Annotated in this window: 17 protein-coding genes, 1 tRNA gene and 1 pseudogene; 7 read left to right on the forward strand and 12 right to left on the reverse strand. The window is 65.5% G+C overall.

The genetic code is table 11. The features are described 5' to 3' along the window. Positions 1 to 42: 42 nt before the first annotated feature. From G4G28_RS28735 to G4G28_RS24490, 6 genes are read right to left on the reverse strand one after another with little or no spacing between them, the layout of a single operon-like run. A complete protein-coding gene (locus tag G4G28_RS28735; protein ID WP_308601511.1) occupies positions 43 to 438 on the reverse strand; it encodes a DUF2520 domain-containing protein in 396 nt (131 codons plus the stop codon). Next, on the reverse strand, positions 435 to 818 hold the full coding sequence (locus G4G28_RS28740) for a hypothetical protein (RefSeq protein ID WP_308602575.1): 384 nt from the start codon (positions 816 to 818) through the stop codon (positions 435 to 437). Before G4G28_RS28740 ends, G4G28_RS28735 begins: the two co-directional genes overlap by 4 nt. After that, the gene (locus G4G28_RS24475) at positions 703 to 1,452 is read right to left on the reverse strand and encodes a DUF924 family protein (RefSeq protein WP_308601512.1); all 750 of its coding nucleotides are present in this window, start codon (positions 1,450 to 1,452) and stop codon (positions 703 to 705) included. Before G4G28_RS24475 ends, G4G28_RS28740 begins: the two co-directional genes overlap by 116 nt. A gap of 36 nt (positions 1,453 to 1,488) precedes the next feature. Then, positions 1,489 to 2,232 (reverse strand): MgtC/SapB family protein, encoded by a 744-nt coding sequence (locus G4G28_RS24480; RefSeq protein WP_183107911.1) that lies wholly within the window; start codon positions 2,230 to 2,232, stop codon positions 1,489 to 1,491. A gap of 45 nt (positions 2,233 to 2,277) precedes the next feature. Beyond that, positions 2,278 to 2,586, reverse strand: coding sequence for a hypothetical protein (locus G4G28_RS24485; protein WP_183108510.1), 309 nt, complete (start codon positions 2,584 to 2,586; stop codon positions 2,278 to 2,280). Next, positions 2,546 to 4,372 (reverse strand): aminopeptidase P family protein, encoded by a 1,827-nt coding sequence (locus tag G4G28_RS24490; RefSeq protein WP_182990321.1) that lies wholly within the window; start codon positions 4,370 to 4,372, stop codon positions 2,546 to 2,548. Before G4G28_RS24490 ends, G4G28_RS24485 begins: the two co-directional genes overlap by 41 nt. A gap of 188 nt (positions 4,373 to 4,560) precedes the next feature. On the opposite strand from G4G28_RS24490, the gene G4G28_RS24495 reads away from it, so the two are divergent. Continuing rightward, positions 4,561 to 5,184: a hypoxanthine-guanine phosphoribosyltransferase gene (locus tag G4G28_RS24495; protein ID WP_182990322.1), complete on the forward strand. Its 624-nt coding sequence runs from the start codon at positions 4,561 to 4,563 to the stop codon at positions 5,182 to 5,184. Between the two features lie 434 nt (positions 5,185 to 5,618). Here G4G28_RS24495 and G4G28_RS24500 read toward each other — a convergent pair whose 3' ends face one another. From G4G28_RS24500 to G4G28_RS24515, 4 genes and pseudogenes are all read right to left on the reverse strand, one after another. Continuing rightward, positions 5,619 to 6,575 carry a nitronate monooxygenase family protein gene (locus tag G4G28_RS24500; RefSeq protein WP_182990323.1) on the reverse strand — a complete coding sequence of 319 codons (957 nt, stop codon included), beginning with the start codon at positions 6,573 to 6,575 and terminating at the stop codon, positions 5,619 to 5,621. 390 nt (positions 6,576 to 6,965) lie between these two features. Beyond that, positions 6,966 to 7,748 (reverse strand): annotated as a pseudogene (locus tag G4G28_RS24505) (MBL fold metallo-hydrolase); the annotation flags it as partial. A 1-nt stretch (position 7,749) separates the two neighbouring features. Further along, the gene (locus G4G28_RS24510) at positions 7,750 to 7,956 is read right to left on the reverse strand and encodes a DUF1289 domain-containing protein (protein ID WP_182990324.1); all 207 of its coding nucleotides are present in this window, start codon (positions 7,954 to 7,956) and stop codon (positions 7,750 to 7,752) included. Then, entirely contained in the window at positions 7,953 to 8,390 is a 438-nt protein-coding gene (locus G4G28_RS24515; RefSeq protein WP_182990325.1) for a thioesterase family protein, read from the reverse strand. The genes G4G28_RS24510 and G4G28_RS24515 overlap by 4 nt, the downstream gene beginning before the upstream one ends. Positions 8,391 to 8,593: 203 nt before the next feature. Between G4G28_RS24515 and G4G28_RS24520 the strand changes: the two genes are divergently transcribed. Both G4G28_RS24520 and G4G28_RS24525 read left to right on the forward strand, forming a co-directional pair. Beyond that, positions 8,594 to 8,944, forward strand: a complete 351-nt coding sequence (locus G4G28_RS24520; RefSeq protein WP_374011341.1) for a CopG family transcriptional regulator — start codon at positions 8,594 to 8,596, stop codon at positions 8,942 to 8,944. A gap of 137 nt (positions 8,945 to 9,081) precedes the next feature. After that, positions 9,082 to 10,185: a PHB depolymerase family esterase gene (locus tag G4G28_RS24525; protein WP_308601516.1), complete on the forward strand. Its 1,104-nt coding sequence runs from the start codon at positions 9,082 to 9,084 to the stop codon at positions 10,183 to 10,185. 191 nt (positions 10,186 to 10,376) lie between these two features. Here the strand turns inward: G4G28_RS24525 and G4G28_RS24530 are convergent, their stop codons facing one another. Next, complete coding sequence (locus G4G28_RS24530; RefSeq protein WP_182990328.1) at positions 10,377 to 10,580, reverse strand: cysteine-rich CWC family protein; 204 nt, start codon at positions 10,578 to 10,580, stop codon at positions 10,377 to 10,379. A gap of 182 nt (positions 10,581 to 10,762) precedes the next feature. On the opposite strand from G4G28_RS24530, the gene argB reads away from it, so the two are divergent. Next, complete coding sequence (gene argB, locus G4G28_RS24535) at positions 10,763 to 11,692, forward strand: acetylglutamate kinase (protein WP_182990329.1); 930 nt, start codon at positions 10,763 to 10,765, stop codon at positions 11,690 to 11,692. A gap of 51 nt (positions 11,693 to 11,743) precedes the next feature. After that, positions 11,744 to 11,818, forward strand: a tRNA-Thr gene (locus tag G4G28_RS24540). A gap of 29 nt (positions 11,819 to 11,847) precedes the next feature. On the opposite strand, the gene G4G28_RS24545 is transcribed toward G4G28_RS24540, so the two are convergent. Continuing rightward, positions 11,848 to 12,732 carry a TraB/GumN family protein gene (locus tag G4G28_RS24545; protein WP_229425331.1) on the reverse strand — a complete coding sequence of 295 codons (885 nt, stop codon included), beginning with the start codon at positions 12,730 to 12,732 and terminating at the stop codon, positions 11,848 to 11,850. A gap of 21 nt (positions 12,733 to 12,753) precedes the next feature. Here G4G28_RS24545 and G4G28_RS24550 point away from each other — a divergent pair, with 21 nt between their 5' ends. Beyond that, on the forward strand, positions 12,754 to 13,485 hold the full coding sequence (locus tag G4G28_RS24550; protein ID WP_229425332.1) for a pyrimidine 5'-nucleotidase: 732 nt from the start codon (positions 12,754 to 12,756) through the stop codon (positions 13,483 to 13,485). A 22-nt stretch (positions 13,486 to 13,507) separates the two neighbouring features. Beyond that, on the forward strand, positions 13,508 to 14,086 hold the full coding sequence (slmA, locus tag G4G28_RS24555) for a nucleoid occlusion factor SlmA (RefSeq protein WP_182990332.1): 579 nt from the start codon (positions 13,508 to 13,510) through the stop codon (positions 14,084 to 14,086). Positions 14,087 to 14,090: the final 4 nt, after the last annotated feature.

A 14,090-nucleotide genomic window follows, 5' to 3' on the forward strand; every position in this document is an offset into this window, starting at 1 on the left:
CTCCAGGAAAAAAAGAAAACGGATAAAGCCGGTGGGCGCGCCTCAGGCCTCGCCACGGCGCTTGCGTGCGGCCAGCAGGGTCGTGGCGTCAACCAGGGCATCGTAGAGCTGCGCGGTTGGGGCATCCCAGGCGGCCAGCGCTTCGTGCTGGCGCGCCACGGTGGCAAAGTCGCCACGCGCCACCGGACCGCTCAGCGCCGCGGCCGGCCCCAGGCGCAGTACATTGGCCGGGGTTTCGCTCGCCAGCGGTCGTGCCAGTTCGCGTGCCACCTCCTCGGGAATACCCGCTGCGGCATAGGCGCGCAGGGCCGCGTCGAGCACCGTGACCAGGTAGTTCGACGCGAATACCGACGCCGCGTGGTACACGGTCTTGGCAGCGGCATCGATGCCGACGGGGCGCGCGCCGATCGCCTCGAAGGCCGGCCGCAGCAGGTTCAATGCCGCGGCATCGCCCTCGATGCCGCACCAGTCCCGGTAAAATCGGCGGCGACCGCAAAGGGGTCGGCGAAACTGCGGATCGGATGCACGCTGGCAACGACGGCACCGGCTGCGCGGGCCGGGGCCAGCTCGGCGGACGACTTGGCGCCGCTGCAGTGGAATACCGTGGCCCCTTGCAGCAATCCGGCCGCGGCCAGTTCGGCGCACAGCGGCGCGATGGCGTCGTCGTTTACTGCCAGCATCCACACCGCTGCCGGACGCAGCTCAGCGCTTCGGGCCGGCACGCGGCCGGCGCCGATGAAGCGCACCGCCTCCTCGGCACTGGTCTGGGAGCGCGTCAGCACGTCCTGGACGGCGAACACGCCGGCATCGGCAAACAGGCGGCCAAGCACGCGGCCGACGTGGTCGGCGCCGACGATATTGAGCGCTACCGCCATCAGAACCCGGCGCCGGGCTGGCCCGGTACTGCAGCTCGTCCGGCGTGGAGGCGCGGCCGAGGATGGGATTACGGTGCGGGAAGCGGCCGAAGCGGGCGATCACGCCGCGGTGGCGGTGCGCGTAGTCGAGCATCTCGACAAACCCTTCGTGCTCGCGCGCCAGCTGGCCGAACAGCTCGACCGCGCACTCCTGCATGCGCGCGTCTTCGGCGTGCTCGAAAGGCATGTAGGCAAAGGCGCGGGCCTGTGGCTCGAGCTGGCGATCGGCGCCGCTGTCGACCAGCTGGCGCGCGGCCGCCAGCGCCAGCGTGTCGCCGGCAAAGGCCAGCGGCGTGTCGCGGTGGGCGTTGCGGGTGAACTGGTCGAGCACCGGGATGCGCGCCAGCCTGCCTTCCGGCCCTTCCAGGTCCCATTCGCGCAGGCCGCCGGCGACCGCCTGGGCGATCAGGGCGCCGAAACGCCCGGCCACAACTGCGTCGAAGGCGGGATCCTTGCGAAACCATTCAGGGCGCGCCTTGCCGTAGCCCGGATCGGAGCGCGGCAGGAACCAGAAATCGAGTACGTCCTGAGCCAGCATGGTGGTCTTTCCTCTTGTTGTATGGAGATCGGTAGGTCAGTTACGGGCATGCGAGAGCTGGAAGCCCTCGACGCCTTCGGAGGCCGCCAGCTCGGCCGCCAGTTCGGTCAGCGTGGCGCGGTTGTGGCGCGACATGGCGACGGCGACGAAACGCCACTCCTGGCGTCCGTTGGCGCTGGAAATCGTCAGCGAGCTGCCGGCGATCTGGTAGCCGCGCTCGAGCGCGGCCTCGCGCAGCGCATCCTCGCGCGGCAGGAAGGCTTCGCGAAAGCGCAGCGTGACGGCCACCGCGCGGCGCGAGGGCAGGAAAGCCTCGACCTTGTTCAGGTAAATCATGATCATGGCCGAGAAGAAGGCCAGGCCCATCGCGGCCAGATAAAAGCCGACGCCGACCAGGATGCCGATCACCGACGAACTCCAGATCGAGGCGGCCGTCGTCAGGCCGCTGATATTGAAGCCTTCGCGCATGATGACGCCGGCACCGAGAAAGCCGATGCCGGTCACCACGCCCTGCATCACGCGGGTCGGGTCGACCGTGCCGATGGCACCCATCTGGCCGCCGAACCAGGCTTCCGGATAGCCGCTGACGATGGTCAGCGCGCACGAGGCCATGCACACCAGGCCATAGGTGCGCATGCCGGCCGCGCGGCCGTGGTACGAGCGCTCGTAGCCGACCATCAGGCCGAGCAGCAGGGCGCCCGCCAGGTGCAGCAGGATCACCGCATTGGTGGCGATCTCGGTCGGCGACCAGTACGGGGACAGGAAATCGACGTTCGACATGATCGGTTTTTAATGGTCGGTCGTGGACTGGCTGGGCGCTGCCGCTCAGGGCTTCTTGCGCACCAGCTGCTTTTCGAACGCGACATCATGCTTGCTGACGCGTTTGACCTCCTGCGGCCCGAGACCGTTCACGAAGGCGACGAATTCGTCCAGTTCCAGCGGTGCGCACAGCGGCGGCGCGCCCGGTGTCTCGGACAGGAAGAACAGCCCTTCGCTGGTGCGTGCCATCGCATAGCCGGTGTGGCCGGTGCGGCGTTTCAGGCGATCGACGGCGGAGCTGGCGCGGGTGGAGCGGGGGAGCGGCCGGTTGCCATCAGATCGCCTCCGTCCGCAGCAGCAGCCAGTCGCGCGCAGCGCCGCTCACGTGCGGCAGCAGGCGCGCGCGCACCTGCGCGTGGTAATCGTTCAGCCAGCGCACTTCATGCGGGTGCAGCAGGTCCAGGTCGAGGCAGCGCGTATCGATCGGGCACAGGGTCAGTGTCTCGAAGCGCAGGAACTCGCCGAACTCGCCATTGCCATCGGGCGAAGTGGCGGGCACGTTCAGCACCAGGTTCTCGATGCGAATGCCCCAGCGCCCCGGTTTGTAGATGCCCGGCTCGATCGAGGTGATCATGCCCGGCTCCATCGCCGTGTGCGGATCAGGTGCCGCGCTCGGCGAAATCACCTGCGGGCCTTCGTGCACGTTCATGAAGTAACCGACACCGTGGCCGGTACCGTGGCCATAGTCGACATTGGCAGCCCAGATCGGCGCACGCGCGATCGCGTCGAGCAGCGGCGAACGGGTGCCACGCGGGAAGGTGGTGCCGGACAAGGCCATCATCCCTTTGAGCACCAGCGTGAAATCGCGCCGGTGCGCGGGCGTGATGGATCCCACCGGGACGACGCGCGTGATGTCGGTGGTGCCGCCCAGGTACTGGCCGCCCGAATCGATCAGCAGCAAGCCGTCGCCTTCGATGACAGCGTGTGCTTCCTTGCTTGCGCGGTAATGCATGATCGCGCCGTTGGCATTGAAGCCGGCGATCGTGCCGAAGCTCGGGCTGACGAAACCGGGACGGCGCGCACGTGCGGCCGTGATCTGCTCGTCGATGGTGAGTTCGGTGAGCGGGGCGCGCTGCGGGTCGGCCAGCGTGCCCTCCAGCCAGGCGAAGAATTCGCACAGGGCGGCGCCGTCCTGCTCCATGGTGGCGCGCACGTGCGCCGCCTCAAGCTCCGTCTTCTTCGACTTGGCAAAGGTGGTCGGGTTGATCGCCTCGATCACGCGCACGCCTTCCGGCACGGCGGCGCGCATGCCGGCCGTGATGCGGCGCGGGTCGACCAGCAGGCTGCTGCCGGCGGGCAGCGCGCCCAGCGCATCGGCGGCCGCGGCATACGGCGCCAGGCGCACGCCGTCCTGCAACAGTTGCGCACGCAGTTCAGGGGATGCCTTGCCTTCGGCGACGAACAGGGTCGCGCCCTCGGGTTCGAGCAGTGCGTGGGCGACAAACACGGGATTGAAACTGACGTCGGAACCGCGCAGGTTGAACAGATAGGCGATGTCGTCGAGCGTGGAAATGAAATGGCGTTCGGCTTTCAATTGCGCCATGGCGGCGCGGGTGGCGGCGAGTTTATCGGCGCGTGCCAGCGTCGCATGCGGCGCTTCGTGCTGGAACAAGGGGTCTTGCGGCAGGCCGGGACGCTCGCTCCAGATCTCATCCAACAAATCGAGGTCGGTGCGCAGCGTGACACCGCGTGCCGACAGCGCGTCCTGCAGCAGGCGCGCGACGGCCAGGCCGAGGACGCGCGCGTCCACCGCCACCGTCTGGCCGGGCTGCAGGTTGGCGGCCAGCCAGTCGATGTGCAGCAGGCTGGCGCCGGACGGAATCTTCATCAGCGCGATGTGCGATCCGGCCAGCTCGGTCTCGGCCTGGGTCCAGTAGCGGCCGTCGGTCCAGACCCCGGCGAAGTCCTTCGTCGCGATGAAGGTACCGACCGAGCCGGTAAAGCCGGAAATCCACTCGCGCCCCTGCCAGCGGCGCGGCAGGTATTCGGACAGGTGCGGATCGCTCGAGGGGATGACGCAGGCGTCGACGCCGTGACGCGCCATGGCGGCGCGCAGCTGTTCCAGGCGCGCGGCGCGCTGGACCGAAGAGGTGATGGGCATGGCTGCTGCTTCGATGTTATTCAAGTCACGTATGATACGCCGCAAACCAAGACAATGGCGCAGGCGAATCTTGCGCTGGAACATCGACCGATCCGGAAAGGGATTGTGCCGGTGTGAAGCAACGGGACAGGTGTTTGTGGTGAAGTTGCCGCATAATCGCGCTGGAGACACTCTTAATACAAACGACCATGCCAGAATTCCACCACGCCCGCGCTCGCGCGCTGCTGGCCAATGCGCGCCAGATCGTTACTCCCGAAGAGGTACAAGCCGCCGTGCGGCATGTCGCTGATGTCCTCAATGCGCGCTTCGGTGCCGAGCAAAGCACTGCTTTCCCGCTGGTGCTGGGGGTGATGGGCGGTGCCGTCGTGTTCACCGGCACCCTGCTGCCGCAACTGGACTTCCCGCTCGAATTCGACTACATCCACGTCAGCCGCTATGGCGACGACGACCGGGGTGGCGAAGTCGGGTGGAAGGTGATTCCGCGCCAGAACGTGGCCGGACGCACGATCGTCGTGCTCGACGATATCCTCGACGCGGGAGAAACCCTGGCCCACGTGAAACAGCGCCTGCTCGACATGGGGGCCTCCGAGGTGATCGTCGCCGTGTTTGCGGACAAGGATCTCAAGCGGAGCAAGCCGATCGAGGCCGACATCACGGGGCTGACGCTGCCGAACGAGTTCGTCGTCGGCTTCGGCATGGATGTGTATGGTTACTGGCGTAATTTACCCGGGCTCTGGTCGATCAACCCAGCCGACCTCACGCCGAGCGACCCGGAACCGGATCATCCGATTCCGGATGCAAAAGCCTCCTGAATCGTAGGGCAGTCGGCGAGGCGGGTCGCATCGCAGGGTAGGCGGGTCTCGCGCCTGCGCGTTCAACCAGCAGCCGAAACCCCGCGCCCATCCTTTGTACGTCGGTGCATGCGCCGTTGAACGCGTAGGCGGCACCAGGGCCGCGTCGATGCGCCGGACTCGATCGAGCCGCCTACCCTACGATTTAACGCAGTTCAACCAGCGTCTGAAACCTTGCGCCTGTCGTGCATGCGTGCACCGTTTGAACGCGTAGGCGGCGCCACGGCCGCGTCGATGCATCGGACGGGATGTAGCCGCCTACCCTACCGCATTCCGCAGGGTGGACGGCTGTGCCGTCCACGCGTTCAAGCGGCCGTCAGTCATCCGCGAACGATCGAACACATGTTGACGCGTGGACGGGAAAGCCATCTCGTCAGCCACGTCCACCCAACGAATTAACGCAGCGCCAGGCGCGCACGCGCGGCGGCGTATTCGTCCTTCAGGCGCGCCACCATCTCGGCCACGGTCGGCACGTCGTCCATCAGGCCCACGCCCTGGCCGGCGCCCCAGATATCGCGCCAGGCTTTGGCGGTGCCGTCGCCAAAGCTCATCTTGCTCTTGTCCGATTCCGGCAGCGCGTCCGGATCGAGGCCGGCGTTGACGATCGACTTCTTCAGGTAGTTGCCGTGCACGCCAGTAAACAGGTTCGTGTAGACGATGTCGGCCGCGCTCGATTCGACGATCGCCTTGCGGTAGTCTTCGCTGACGTTCGATTCCTTTGTTGCCAGCCAGCGCGAGCCGATATAGGCGAAATCGGCGCCCATCGCCTGCGCCGCGAGGATGGCGTCGCCGGTGGCGATCGAGCCGGACAGCGCGAGCGGACCACTGAAGAATTTACGTACTTCACCCACCAGCGCGAACGGCGACAGGGCGCCCGCATGGCCGCCGGCACCGGCCGCCACCAGGATCAGCCCATCGACGCCCGCTTCCAGCGCCTTTTCGGCATGGCGGATCGAGACCACGTCGTGCAGCACGATGCCACCGTAGCTGTGCACGGCGTCGAGCATCTCCTTCGGCGGCGCGCGCAGCGACGAGATGATGATCGGCACCTGGTGCTTGACGCAAACCTCGACGTCGTGTTCCAGGCGCGTATTCGATGCGTGCACGATCTGGTTCACCGCGATCGGCCCCACCTTGGCACCGGGGTTGGCGGCTTGGTAGGCGCGCAGTTCGGCTTGCAGCTCGGTCAGCCAGGTGTCGAGCAGCTCGGCCGGACGCGCGTTCAGGGCCGGGAAGGAACCGACGATGCCGGCCTTGCACTGTGCCGCAACGAGTGCCGGACCACTGGCGATGAACATCGGCGAAGCGATCACGGGTAAGGACAGGTCTTGCAGGACTGGAGGCAGCGTCATGGGAGCGGCTTTCAACGGGGTTGATCGGAGCACTTGATTATAGCGTTAAAAAAAGCACGATCGTGCTAGGGTTGAGGCTCTAATCTCGGCGCCCGCCTTCTGGCCTCAGGCATCGAACAGGAAAGAACCATCGATGCGGGCGGCGCGGGCGCGTAGCAGTGAGGAGACGGCCCAGTCGGCGAGCTTTGTATAGCGCATGTCGATCGAGGCCGTATCCGTGTGTTGTGGCGTAGCGCGATGGGGACTGGGGTTGGGCGCGTGGAAGGCGGAGCCGTCCACCCTACCGGCAGGTGCTGAGTCCGTAGGGTGGACGGGTTGCCCGTCCACGCGTTCAGGCAGCCGCCGATCGTCCACAAAAAATTCCTCACCCATCAAGCGAAGTGCGCTACCGAGCACCGGGATCGACGCAAACAGCCCCGGCAATGCATCCAGCGCAATCCGCCCCCGCTCGAGCAACAGGAACTTCAGCAGCACCTTGACCGCATTTTCCGCGTTACGCTTCGGGTCGCCCGCCAGGTAATCGAGCCGGGAACGGGCCCGCGCCAGTGCCCCGGCCACGTCCTCGAACATCGCCCCATGCCCCGGAATCACCAGCCGTGCATCGAAGCTGTCGATCAACGCGAGCGTGGTCGCGACTTCCTCGAAGCCGGGCTCGCCCGCCAGTTCCGGAAAGACGACCCCGAAACCGTTTTCCCACAGCGCGTCGCCGGAAACCAGGATCCCTTCGTCCGGGCAGAACAGCAGCAGCGCATGCGGATCGTGCCCGGGCGCGGCCGCTACCTGCCAGCGCAGGTCGCCCAGGATGAGTTCGTCGCCCGGATTCAACACGGCATCGAAACCGAAGCGCGGACATTGCTGGCCGGTTGCGCGGTAGCTCAGGGCATCCTCGTCCCAGCGCGCCACCTTGTCCGCTTCCAGTGCGGGAATGGCAGTGTGGCAGCCGTAGGCAGCCTGCAGCGCCGCGTTGCCGCCGCAGTGGTCGGAGTGCAGGTGGGTGTTGAGCAAGCGCTCGAGCGGGCGTTCGCCGAGCGCATGGCGCACCAGCGCCAGCGTTTGCGGCGCGTGCGTGACATAGCCGCTGTCGACCAGCGCCGTTGTCGCACCTGTAAACAAGATGTTGTTGGCAGACAGCCAGCCGCGCTCGAACACCTGCATGCTGGTCGGCAGGCGCATGCTAGCCGAAGTCGATGTCAGACTCGCGCCGACGAATTTCCGCCCAGATGGCGCGCTTGGCGTCGTCGCTCGCGCGCCCCCAGGCGACGATCTCGTCGATCGTGCGCAGGCAGCCGCGGCACAGGCCGCTCCCCTTGTCCATCTCGCAGACATTGATGCAAGGAGATGGCACCGGCGTTTGCAGTTCGGGGTGCGACAGGATGCTCATGCGGCACCTCCCGCATGCGCCGCGGCCTTGCGTTCCACGCGGCCATTGAAACGGGCGGTATCGATGACGACACGCTCGTGCGTGCCTTCGCAGATGCGCTCGACGTCATCCCAGGCCTGGACCCGGAAGCGCACGCGCGTGCCCTCCACTTCCAGCACTTCCCCCTCGATGCGCAGGGTCATGCCCGGCGGCGTCGGCGCCAGGTGGCGGAACTCGACCATCGTGCCCAGGCTTTGTTCGCGCGGCCAGTCGAGGTAAGGCAGCATGCCGTTCAGGCAAGCCAGCTCCATCATGCCGACCATGTAGCCGGTGGCGAGCACCTCGGGCATGTCGCGGCAGAACGGGGTGTCGTGATACAGCTGCGGCACAGTGGCGCGCGGCGGAACGGTGTAGTGCCATGCGAAGCGCAGGCCGGGTTGCAGTTCTGGGTTCATGGCGCAACAGATTACCCGATTCAATCGAATGTCGCTTGACCGGCAGGATGAGACGCGTAGACTGGCCTACAAAGAAAACCATCCCCATGGATGGTACGGAGATGGTTTGAAAGGATGGCGTAAGTATGCGAAGCGAGATTAGTCACTTGAATGAGCCGAAGCAAAAGCTGGCGGAGTCGGAAAAAATCACGATCAACCTGGGCATGATCGACCTTGGGCAGATCGATTTGCTGGTCAGCGAGGGGTTTTACAGCAACCGCACCGACTTGATCCGTACGGCCATCCGCAACCAGCTCAACGCGCACGCCGATGTCGTGCGCCAGACCGTCGCCCGCCGCAGCCTCGTGCTTGGCATGCACCATTATTCGCGCGCCGACCTCGAAGCGGCGCAGCAGGCCGGCATCCGCCTGCAGATCCAGGTGCTGGGCATGGCCAGCATTGCCAGCGACGTCACGGTCGAACTGGCGCTGGCCACCATTGAATCGATTTCGGTACTTGGGGCGCTGCATGCAAGCAACGCCGTGAAGGCCGCCTTGGCAGAGCGCATTCGTTAAGAGAAGCGCGAGAAACCGTAGCGAGCGGAAGGAGATTTGGTAGAGAAGCGCAGCTGTACAAGAGTACAGCGAGCATCGCAGACCAAATATCCGACGCGCAGTAGGTTTATCGCGCTTCGTACATAGAGAGAAGCCAAATGAAACTGAATAACAAGCTGTTCGCGCAGATGCGTGCCGCCACCCGCAACCTGATGCACAAGAGCCCGGTGGACACGAACCAGGTGATCCAGGACGCCCTGAAAAACGCCTCCGTCTATACCGAGGCGGCGCAGCAGCACATGCGCGGCATGGGGCAGATGCCGACGGGGTCCAGCCCGCAGCAGGGAACGCCCGCTGTCGACGTACAGGGCATGCTGGCTGAACTGAGCCGCAATTTCAGCCAGGGCATTGGCCAGGGCACCGGCTACCGCGCGGCCAACGAACCGGCCGAGGTCCTGCCCGGCAGTTTCAGCGAAGGCAGCCACACCAATGCCGCCGGCACCCGCAGTTATAAACTATATGTCCCGAGCGGCTACAGGGGCGAACCGGTTCCCCTGGTGGTGATGCTGCACGGCTGCACCCAGGACCCCGACGATTTCGCCACCGGCACCAAGATGAATGCACTGGCGGAAGAAATGAATTGCCTGGTCGTGTACCCGGCCCAGTCGCGCCAGGCAAATGCTTCGCGCTGCTGGAACTGGTTCAACAACGTCGACCAGCGCCGCGACCAGGGGGAGCCGTCGATCATTGCCGGCATCACGCGCGACATCATGGCCAGGTACACGATCGACAAGGCGAAGGTGTACGTGGCCGGACTATCGGCTGGCGGCGCCATGGCCGCCATCATGGGCACGCTCTACCCGGACCTGTACGCGGCCGTCGGCGTGCACTCGGGCCTGCCGTTCGCGGCGGCGCACGATTTGCCCTCGGCGCTGGCGGCGATGAAGGGCGACTTCCGGCGCGGACACCAGCCGAACAAAGCGATTCCGATCATCGTCTTCCACGGCGACCAGGACACAACGGTGCACCCGACCAATGGCGACGCGATCATGGTACCGGCACGCGACGCCGCCGACGCCATGGCCATCGAGCCGGGCCGCGTGCCCAATGGCCATGCGTTCACGCGTACGGTGCACAAGCGCGCCGACGGCAAGCCCCGGGGCGAGCACTGGGTCATCCACGGCGCGGGCCATGCATGGTCGGGCGGCAGCGCACGCGGCAGCTACACGGATGGCAAGGGCCGGATGCCAGCCGCGAGATGATGCGCTTCTTTGCCACGCAGCAGTGAGCGTACGTGGCAGCAACGAGCGCGGCAGATGCAGAAACCGATGCGTGCCGGCCGCTTCCTGCGGCCCGGCGCCGGCGCCCACGCCGCGCCCGTTCTGATCAAGCTCCCGTCCGTTTCCGACCTGTGCATGATGCGCCGGTAGCGCAGGTCGGGCACGCTTGCCGCTCAATCGTCGCGCTGGAACTTTATCTCGGTAGCGGGATCGGCAGCGGCGGCAATGTGCGCACGCAGGCAAGCCGGGCACCAGCAGCCGGCTCCCGCGCCCGGCACCGGCACGACCGGGGGCAAGGTGGTGCACCAGCACGGCCCCTCGCCGCCATCGGCGGGCGCGCAGCCGAAAGCAGCGCCGCAACGGCTGCAGGTGCTCATGGACCACCCTCGCGACAGGTTTCGTTTGTCATGTGTAATATCGTCAAAGCAGTCTTCAAGGGCATCCGGTATCGGCCATCTGACCTGTTCAGGCCATAAAATACAACAAGACGGCCATAGAATGCCTACAACGGCGGCCTTGTTGCCTGTAAAATCTCCGCCACCTTCATTTCGGACTCACCATGAACGCTCAGCTGACCAGCCTGAACACCGGGGATCAACCAAGCGACCTGACTGCGGTTTCGCCGCAGATCAAGGCGCAGATCCTGGCCGAGGCGCTTCCTTACATCCGCAATTTCCACGGCAAGACCATCGTCATCAAATACGGCGGCAATGCCATGACCGACGAACGCCTGAAGCACGGCTTCGCGCGCGATGTCATCCTCCTGAAACTGGTGGGCATGAATCCGGTGGTGGTGCACGGCGGCGGTCCGCAGATCGACAACGCCCTGAAAAAAATCGGCAAGCAGGGCACCTTCGTCCAGGGCATGCGCATCACCGATGAAGAAACCATGGAAGTGGTCGAGTGGGTGCTGGGCGGCGAAGTGCAGCAGGACATCGTCATGCTGATCAACCATTACGGCGGCCAGGCAGTCGGCCTGACCGGCAAGGACGGCGGCCTGATCCGTGCGCGCAAGATGAGCATGCCGGACAAGGACAAGCCTGGCGAGTTCCTCGACATCGGCTTTGTGGGCGAAATCGACGCCATCAATCCGGCGGTCGTGAAAGCGCTGCAGGACGATGCCTTCATCCCGATCATCTCGCCGATCGGTTTCGGCCAGGACGGCCAGGCCTACAACATCAATGCCGACGTCGTCGCCGGCAAGATCGCGGAAATCCTGAAGGCTGAAAAGCTGATCATGATGACGAATATCGCCGGCGTGCAGGACAAGGCCGGCAACCTGGTGACCGACCTGTCGGCCCGCGAGATCGACGAGATGTTCGCGGACGGCACGATCTCGGGCGGCATGCTGCCGAAGATCTCGTCGGCACTGGACGCAGCCAAGTCGGGCGTGAACACGGTGCACATCATCGACGGCCGCATCGAGCACTCTTTATTGCTGGAAGTCTTGACCGAACAGGCATTTGGCACTATGATCCGCTCGCACTAAACATTTGTGCAAGCAATGGCGGCGTCCATGCCGCCATTGACATGTCTACCCGCCCTTGTAGCTCAGTGGTAGAGCACTCCCTTGGTAAGGGAGAGGCCACGTGTTCAATCCACGTCAAGGGCACCATCTTCCGCACCACCCTCCCCCGCACCAGCTCAGTACACGCGCTCGACCCGCATGCCGCGCCGACGCAGCAATTCCGGCACGCCGCCTTTTCCCAGCAAGTGCAATAAACCCACCGCCGCCACCACATTGTTTTCGCGCGCCAGCAGCGCAGCAAGCTTGTCGGCCATCGGACCATTGCGTTCGCCCAGCAGCAGCTCGCGCATGAGCTTGGCTTCCAGGCTGTCGTCCGTTTCGATGCGATTCAGTAATGCGTCCTGCGCCCCCTGGTCGGCCTGCTCGTAGGCCGCGAACATCTCGCGCGCCTCGCGCAGCTGGCGGCCGGACGCCATGTGCTCCAGCGTTTCTTCCAGCAGCCGCCACTGCATTTCCAGGGGGAGGCGGTCGAGCAGGGAAGCCTGGTAGCCTACCGTCTCCAGCTCGACGATGGGGCGCTTGCCGCGCACCAGTTGCGCCAGGTGCTGGTCGACACCCAGGGCCGGGTCGTAGCCGAGCTTGGCCATGTCCATCATCGCCAGCATCGTCGTCAGCATCCAGGGCTTCACGTGTGCCACGGCGGCCGGATCGACACCTTGCCGCTTCAGGGCGGTGTCGATGCGCTGGCGCCGCTCGGGTGCCAGGCCGGCATAGCCCGGGCTGTCGGCCGGGAACAGACCATGCTGCTGGAAGGCGGCCGCCGCCGCGGCGGGGTCGCGCATGGCATCGATTTCCAGCGCCAGCACCGGCGCCTGCTCCACCGCAGTGCGCATGCGCGGCTCGAGCGGATAATACTCCGGCTTGCCGGCGTGGATGGTGCCGTACAGGTAGAGCACATGGTCCCCCCGCGTGACCTTGAACAGGGCGCCGCGCTCGCCGGCAAACGCCTGGAGCGCCATCAGGAACAGGCCCAGGAACACTACTATAATCGGACGTCGCATTCATTCTCCGTGTCAGAAACCGTGTCGAATCATAAACTCCTCCCTCGCGTCTGGCTATTCGATCTGGACAACACCCTGCACGACGCCTCGCACGCGATTTTTCCGGCGATCAGCGCCAACATGAACACCTATATCGCGCGCCTGCTGCATGACGGCGTCAACGAGGTGACGCAGGCCCGCATCGATGCCGCCCGCCTCGGCTACTGGAAGCGCTATGGCGCCACCCTGCTCGGCCTGATGCGCCACCACGGCGTCGATGCGCGCGACTTCCTGCACCGGACCCACGACCTGGGCGACCTGCGCCGCCTGATGCGCTCGGAGACAGGCCTCGGGCGCCTGCTGCTGCGCCTGCCGGGCCGGAAGATCCTCTTGACCAACGCGCCCACCGCCTATTCGATGCGCGTGATGCGCCACCTGAACCTGGGCCGCCACTTCGCCCACCATATCGCCATCGAGCAGATGCACGTCCACCGCCAGCTGCGTCCGAAGCCGTCGAAGCTGATGCTCACGCGCCTGCTGCGCCGCCATGGCGTGGCCGCGCGCGACTGCGTGCTGGTCGAAGACACGCTGGCCAACCTGAAAAGCGCCAAGCAGCTCGGCCTGCGCACCGTGTGGGTGACCCAGTACCTGCGCCATGGCGAACGCAGCACGCTGGCCGCGGCGCGCCCACGGCGCCTTATTTCCCCAAAGTATGTCGATGTCAAAGTAAAATCCGTGCGCCAGCTGCCGAAACGGCTGAGCAGACTCCGCTAACTCCTCACTCATTCGACACTCCATGGCAAGCACCAAGCCAGGCCAGCGCAAGCTGCAAATCCTCCAGGCCCTGGCCGCAATGCTCGAGCAGCCCAAAGGCGAGAAGATCACCACCGCCGCGCTGGCGGCCCGCCTTGAGGTCTCGGAGGCGGCGCTGTACCGCCACTTCGCCAGCAAGGCGCAGATGTACGAAGGCCTGATCGACTTCATCGAGGCCAGCGTGTTCGGCGTGATCAACCAGATCGCCGAGAAGGAAGAGCGCGGCATCGACCAGGCCTACGCCATCCTCACCATGCTGCTCGGCTTTGCCGCCAACAATCCGGGCATGACGCGGGTGCTGATCGGCGACGCCCTGGTCGGCGAGGACGAGCGCCTGCAGCTGCGCATGAACGCCTTTTACGACCGGGTTGAACTGGCCTGCAAGGGCGCGCTGCGCCTGGCCGTGAGCCAGGGCCATGGAAAAGAGGACGACGTGGCCGAGCGCGCCAGCCTGCTGGTGAGCTATATCACCGGCCGCTGGCACCGCTATGCCAAGAGCGGCTTCCGCCAGAACCCGCAGGATACGACGGGCGTACAATTATCCCTGCTGCTGGCGGCCTGAATTC

Origin of the sequence: Massilia sp. Dwa41.01b (genome assembly GCF_014171775.1) — a bacterium.
Taxonomy (GTDB): domain Bacteria; phylum Pseudomonadota; class Gammaproteobacteria; order Burkholderiales; family Burkholderiaceae_D; genus Telluria.

What these genes read in the sequence shown, in the direction of transcription:
- G4G28_RS24520 (WP_374011341.1), top strand. Translation starts at nt 8,594, where the DNA reads ATGATCGACCTTGGGCAGATCGATTTGCTGGTCAGCGAGGGGTTTTAC.
- G4G28_RS24515 (WP_182990325.1), bottom strand. Translation starts at nt 8,390, where the DNA reads ATGAACCCAGAACTGCAACCCGGCCTGCGCTTCGCATGGCACTACACC.
- G4G28_RS24530 (WP_182990328.1), bottom strand. Translation starts at nt 10,580, where the DNA reads ATGAGCACCTGCAGCCGTTGCGGCGCTGCTTTCGGCTGCGCGCCCGCC.
- G4G28_RS24495 (WP_182990322.1), top strand. Translation starts at nt 4,561, where the DNA reads ATGCCAGAATTCCACCACGCCCGCGCTCGCGCGCTGCTGGCCAATGCG.
- slmA (WP_182990332.1), top strand. Translation starts at nt 13,508, where the DNA reads ATGGCAAGCACCAAGCCAGGCCAGCGCAAGCTGCAAATCCTCCAGGCC.
- G4G28_RS24545 (WP_229425331.1), bottom strand. Translation starts at nt 12,732, where the DNA reads ATGCGACGTCCGATTATAGTAGTGTTCCTGGGCCTGTTCCTGATGGCG.
- G4G28_RS24525 (WP_308601516.1), top strand. Translation starts at nt 9,082, where the DNA reads ATGAAACTGAATAACAAGCTGTTCGCGCAGATGCGTGCCGCCACCCGC.
- G4G28_RS24490 (WP_182990321.1), bottom strand. Translation starts at nt 4,372, where the DNA reads ATGCCCATCACCTCTTCGGTCCAGCGCGCCGCGCGCCTGGAACAGCTG.
- G4G28_RS24510 (WP_182990324.1), bottom strand. Translation starts at nt 7,956, where the DNA reads ATGAGCATCCTGTCGCACCCCGAACTGCAAACGCCGGTGCCATCTCCT.
- G4G28_RS24500 (WP_182990323.1), bottom strand. Translation starts at nt 6,575, where the DNA reads ATGACGCTGCCTCCAGTCCTGCAAGACCTGTCCTTACCCGTGATCGCT.
- G4G28_RS24475 (WP_308601512.1), bottom strand. Translation starts at nt 1,452, where the DNA reads ATGCTGGCTCAGGACGTACTCGATTTCTGGTTCCTGCCGCGCTCCGAT.
- argB (WP_182990329.1), top strand. Translation starts at nt 10,763, where the DNA reads ATGAACGCTCAGCTGACCAGCCTGAACACCGGGGATCAACCAAGCGAC.
- G4G28_RS24480 (WP_183107911.1), bottom strand. Translation starts at nt 2,232, where the DNA reads ATGTCGAACGTCGATTTCCTGTCCCCGTACTGGTCGCCGACCGAGATC.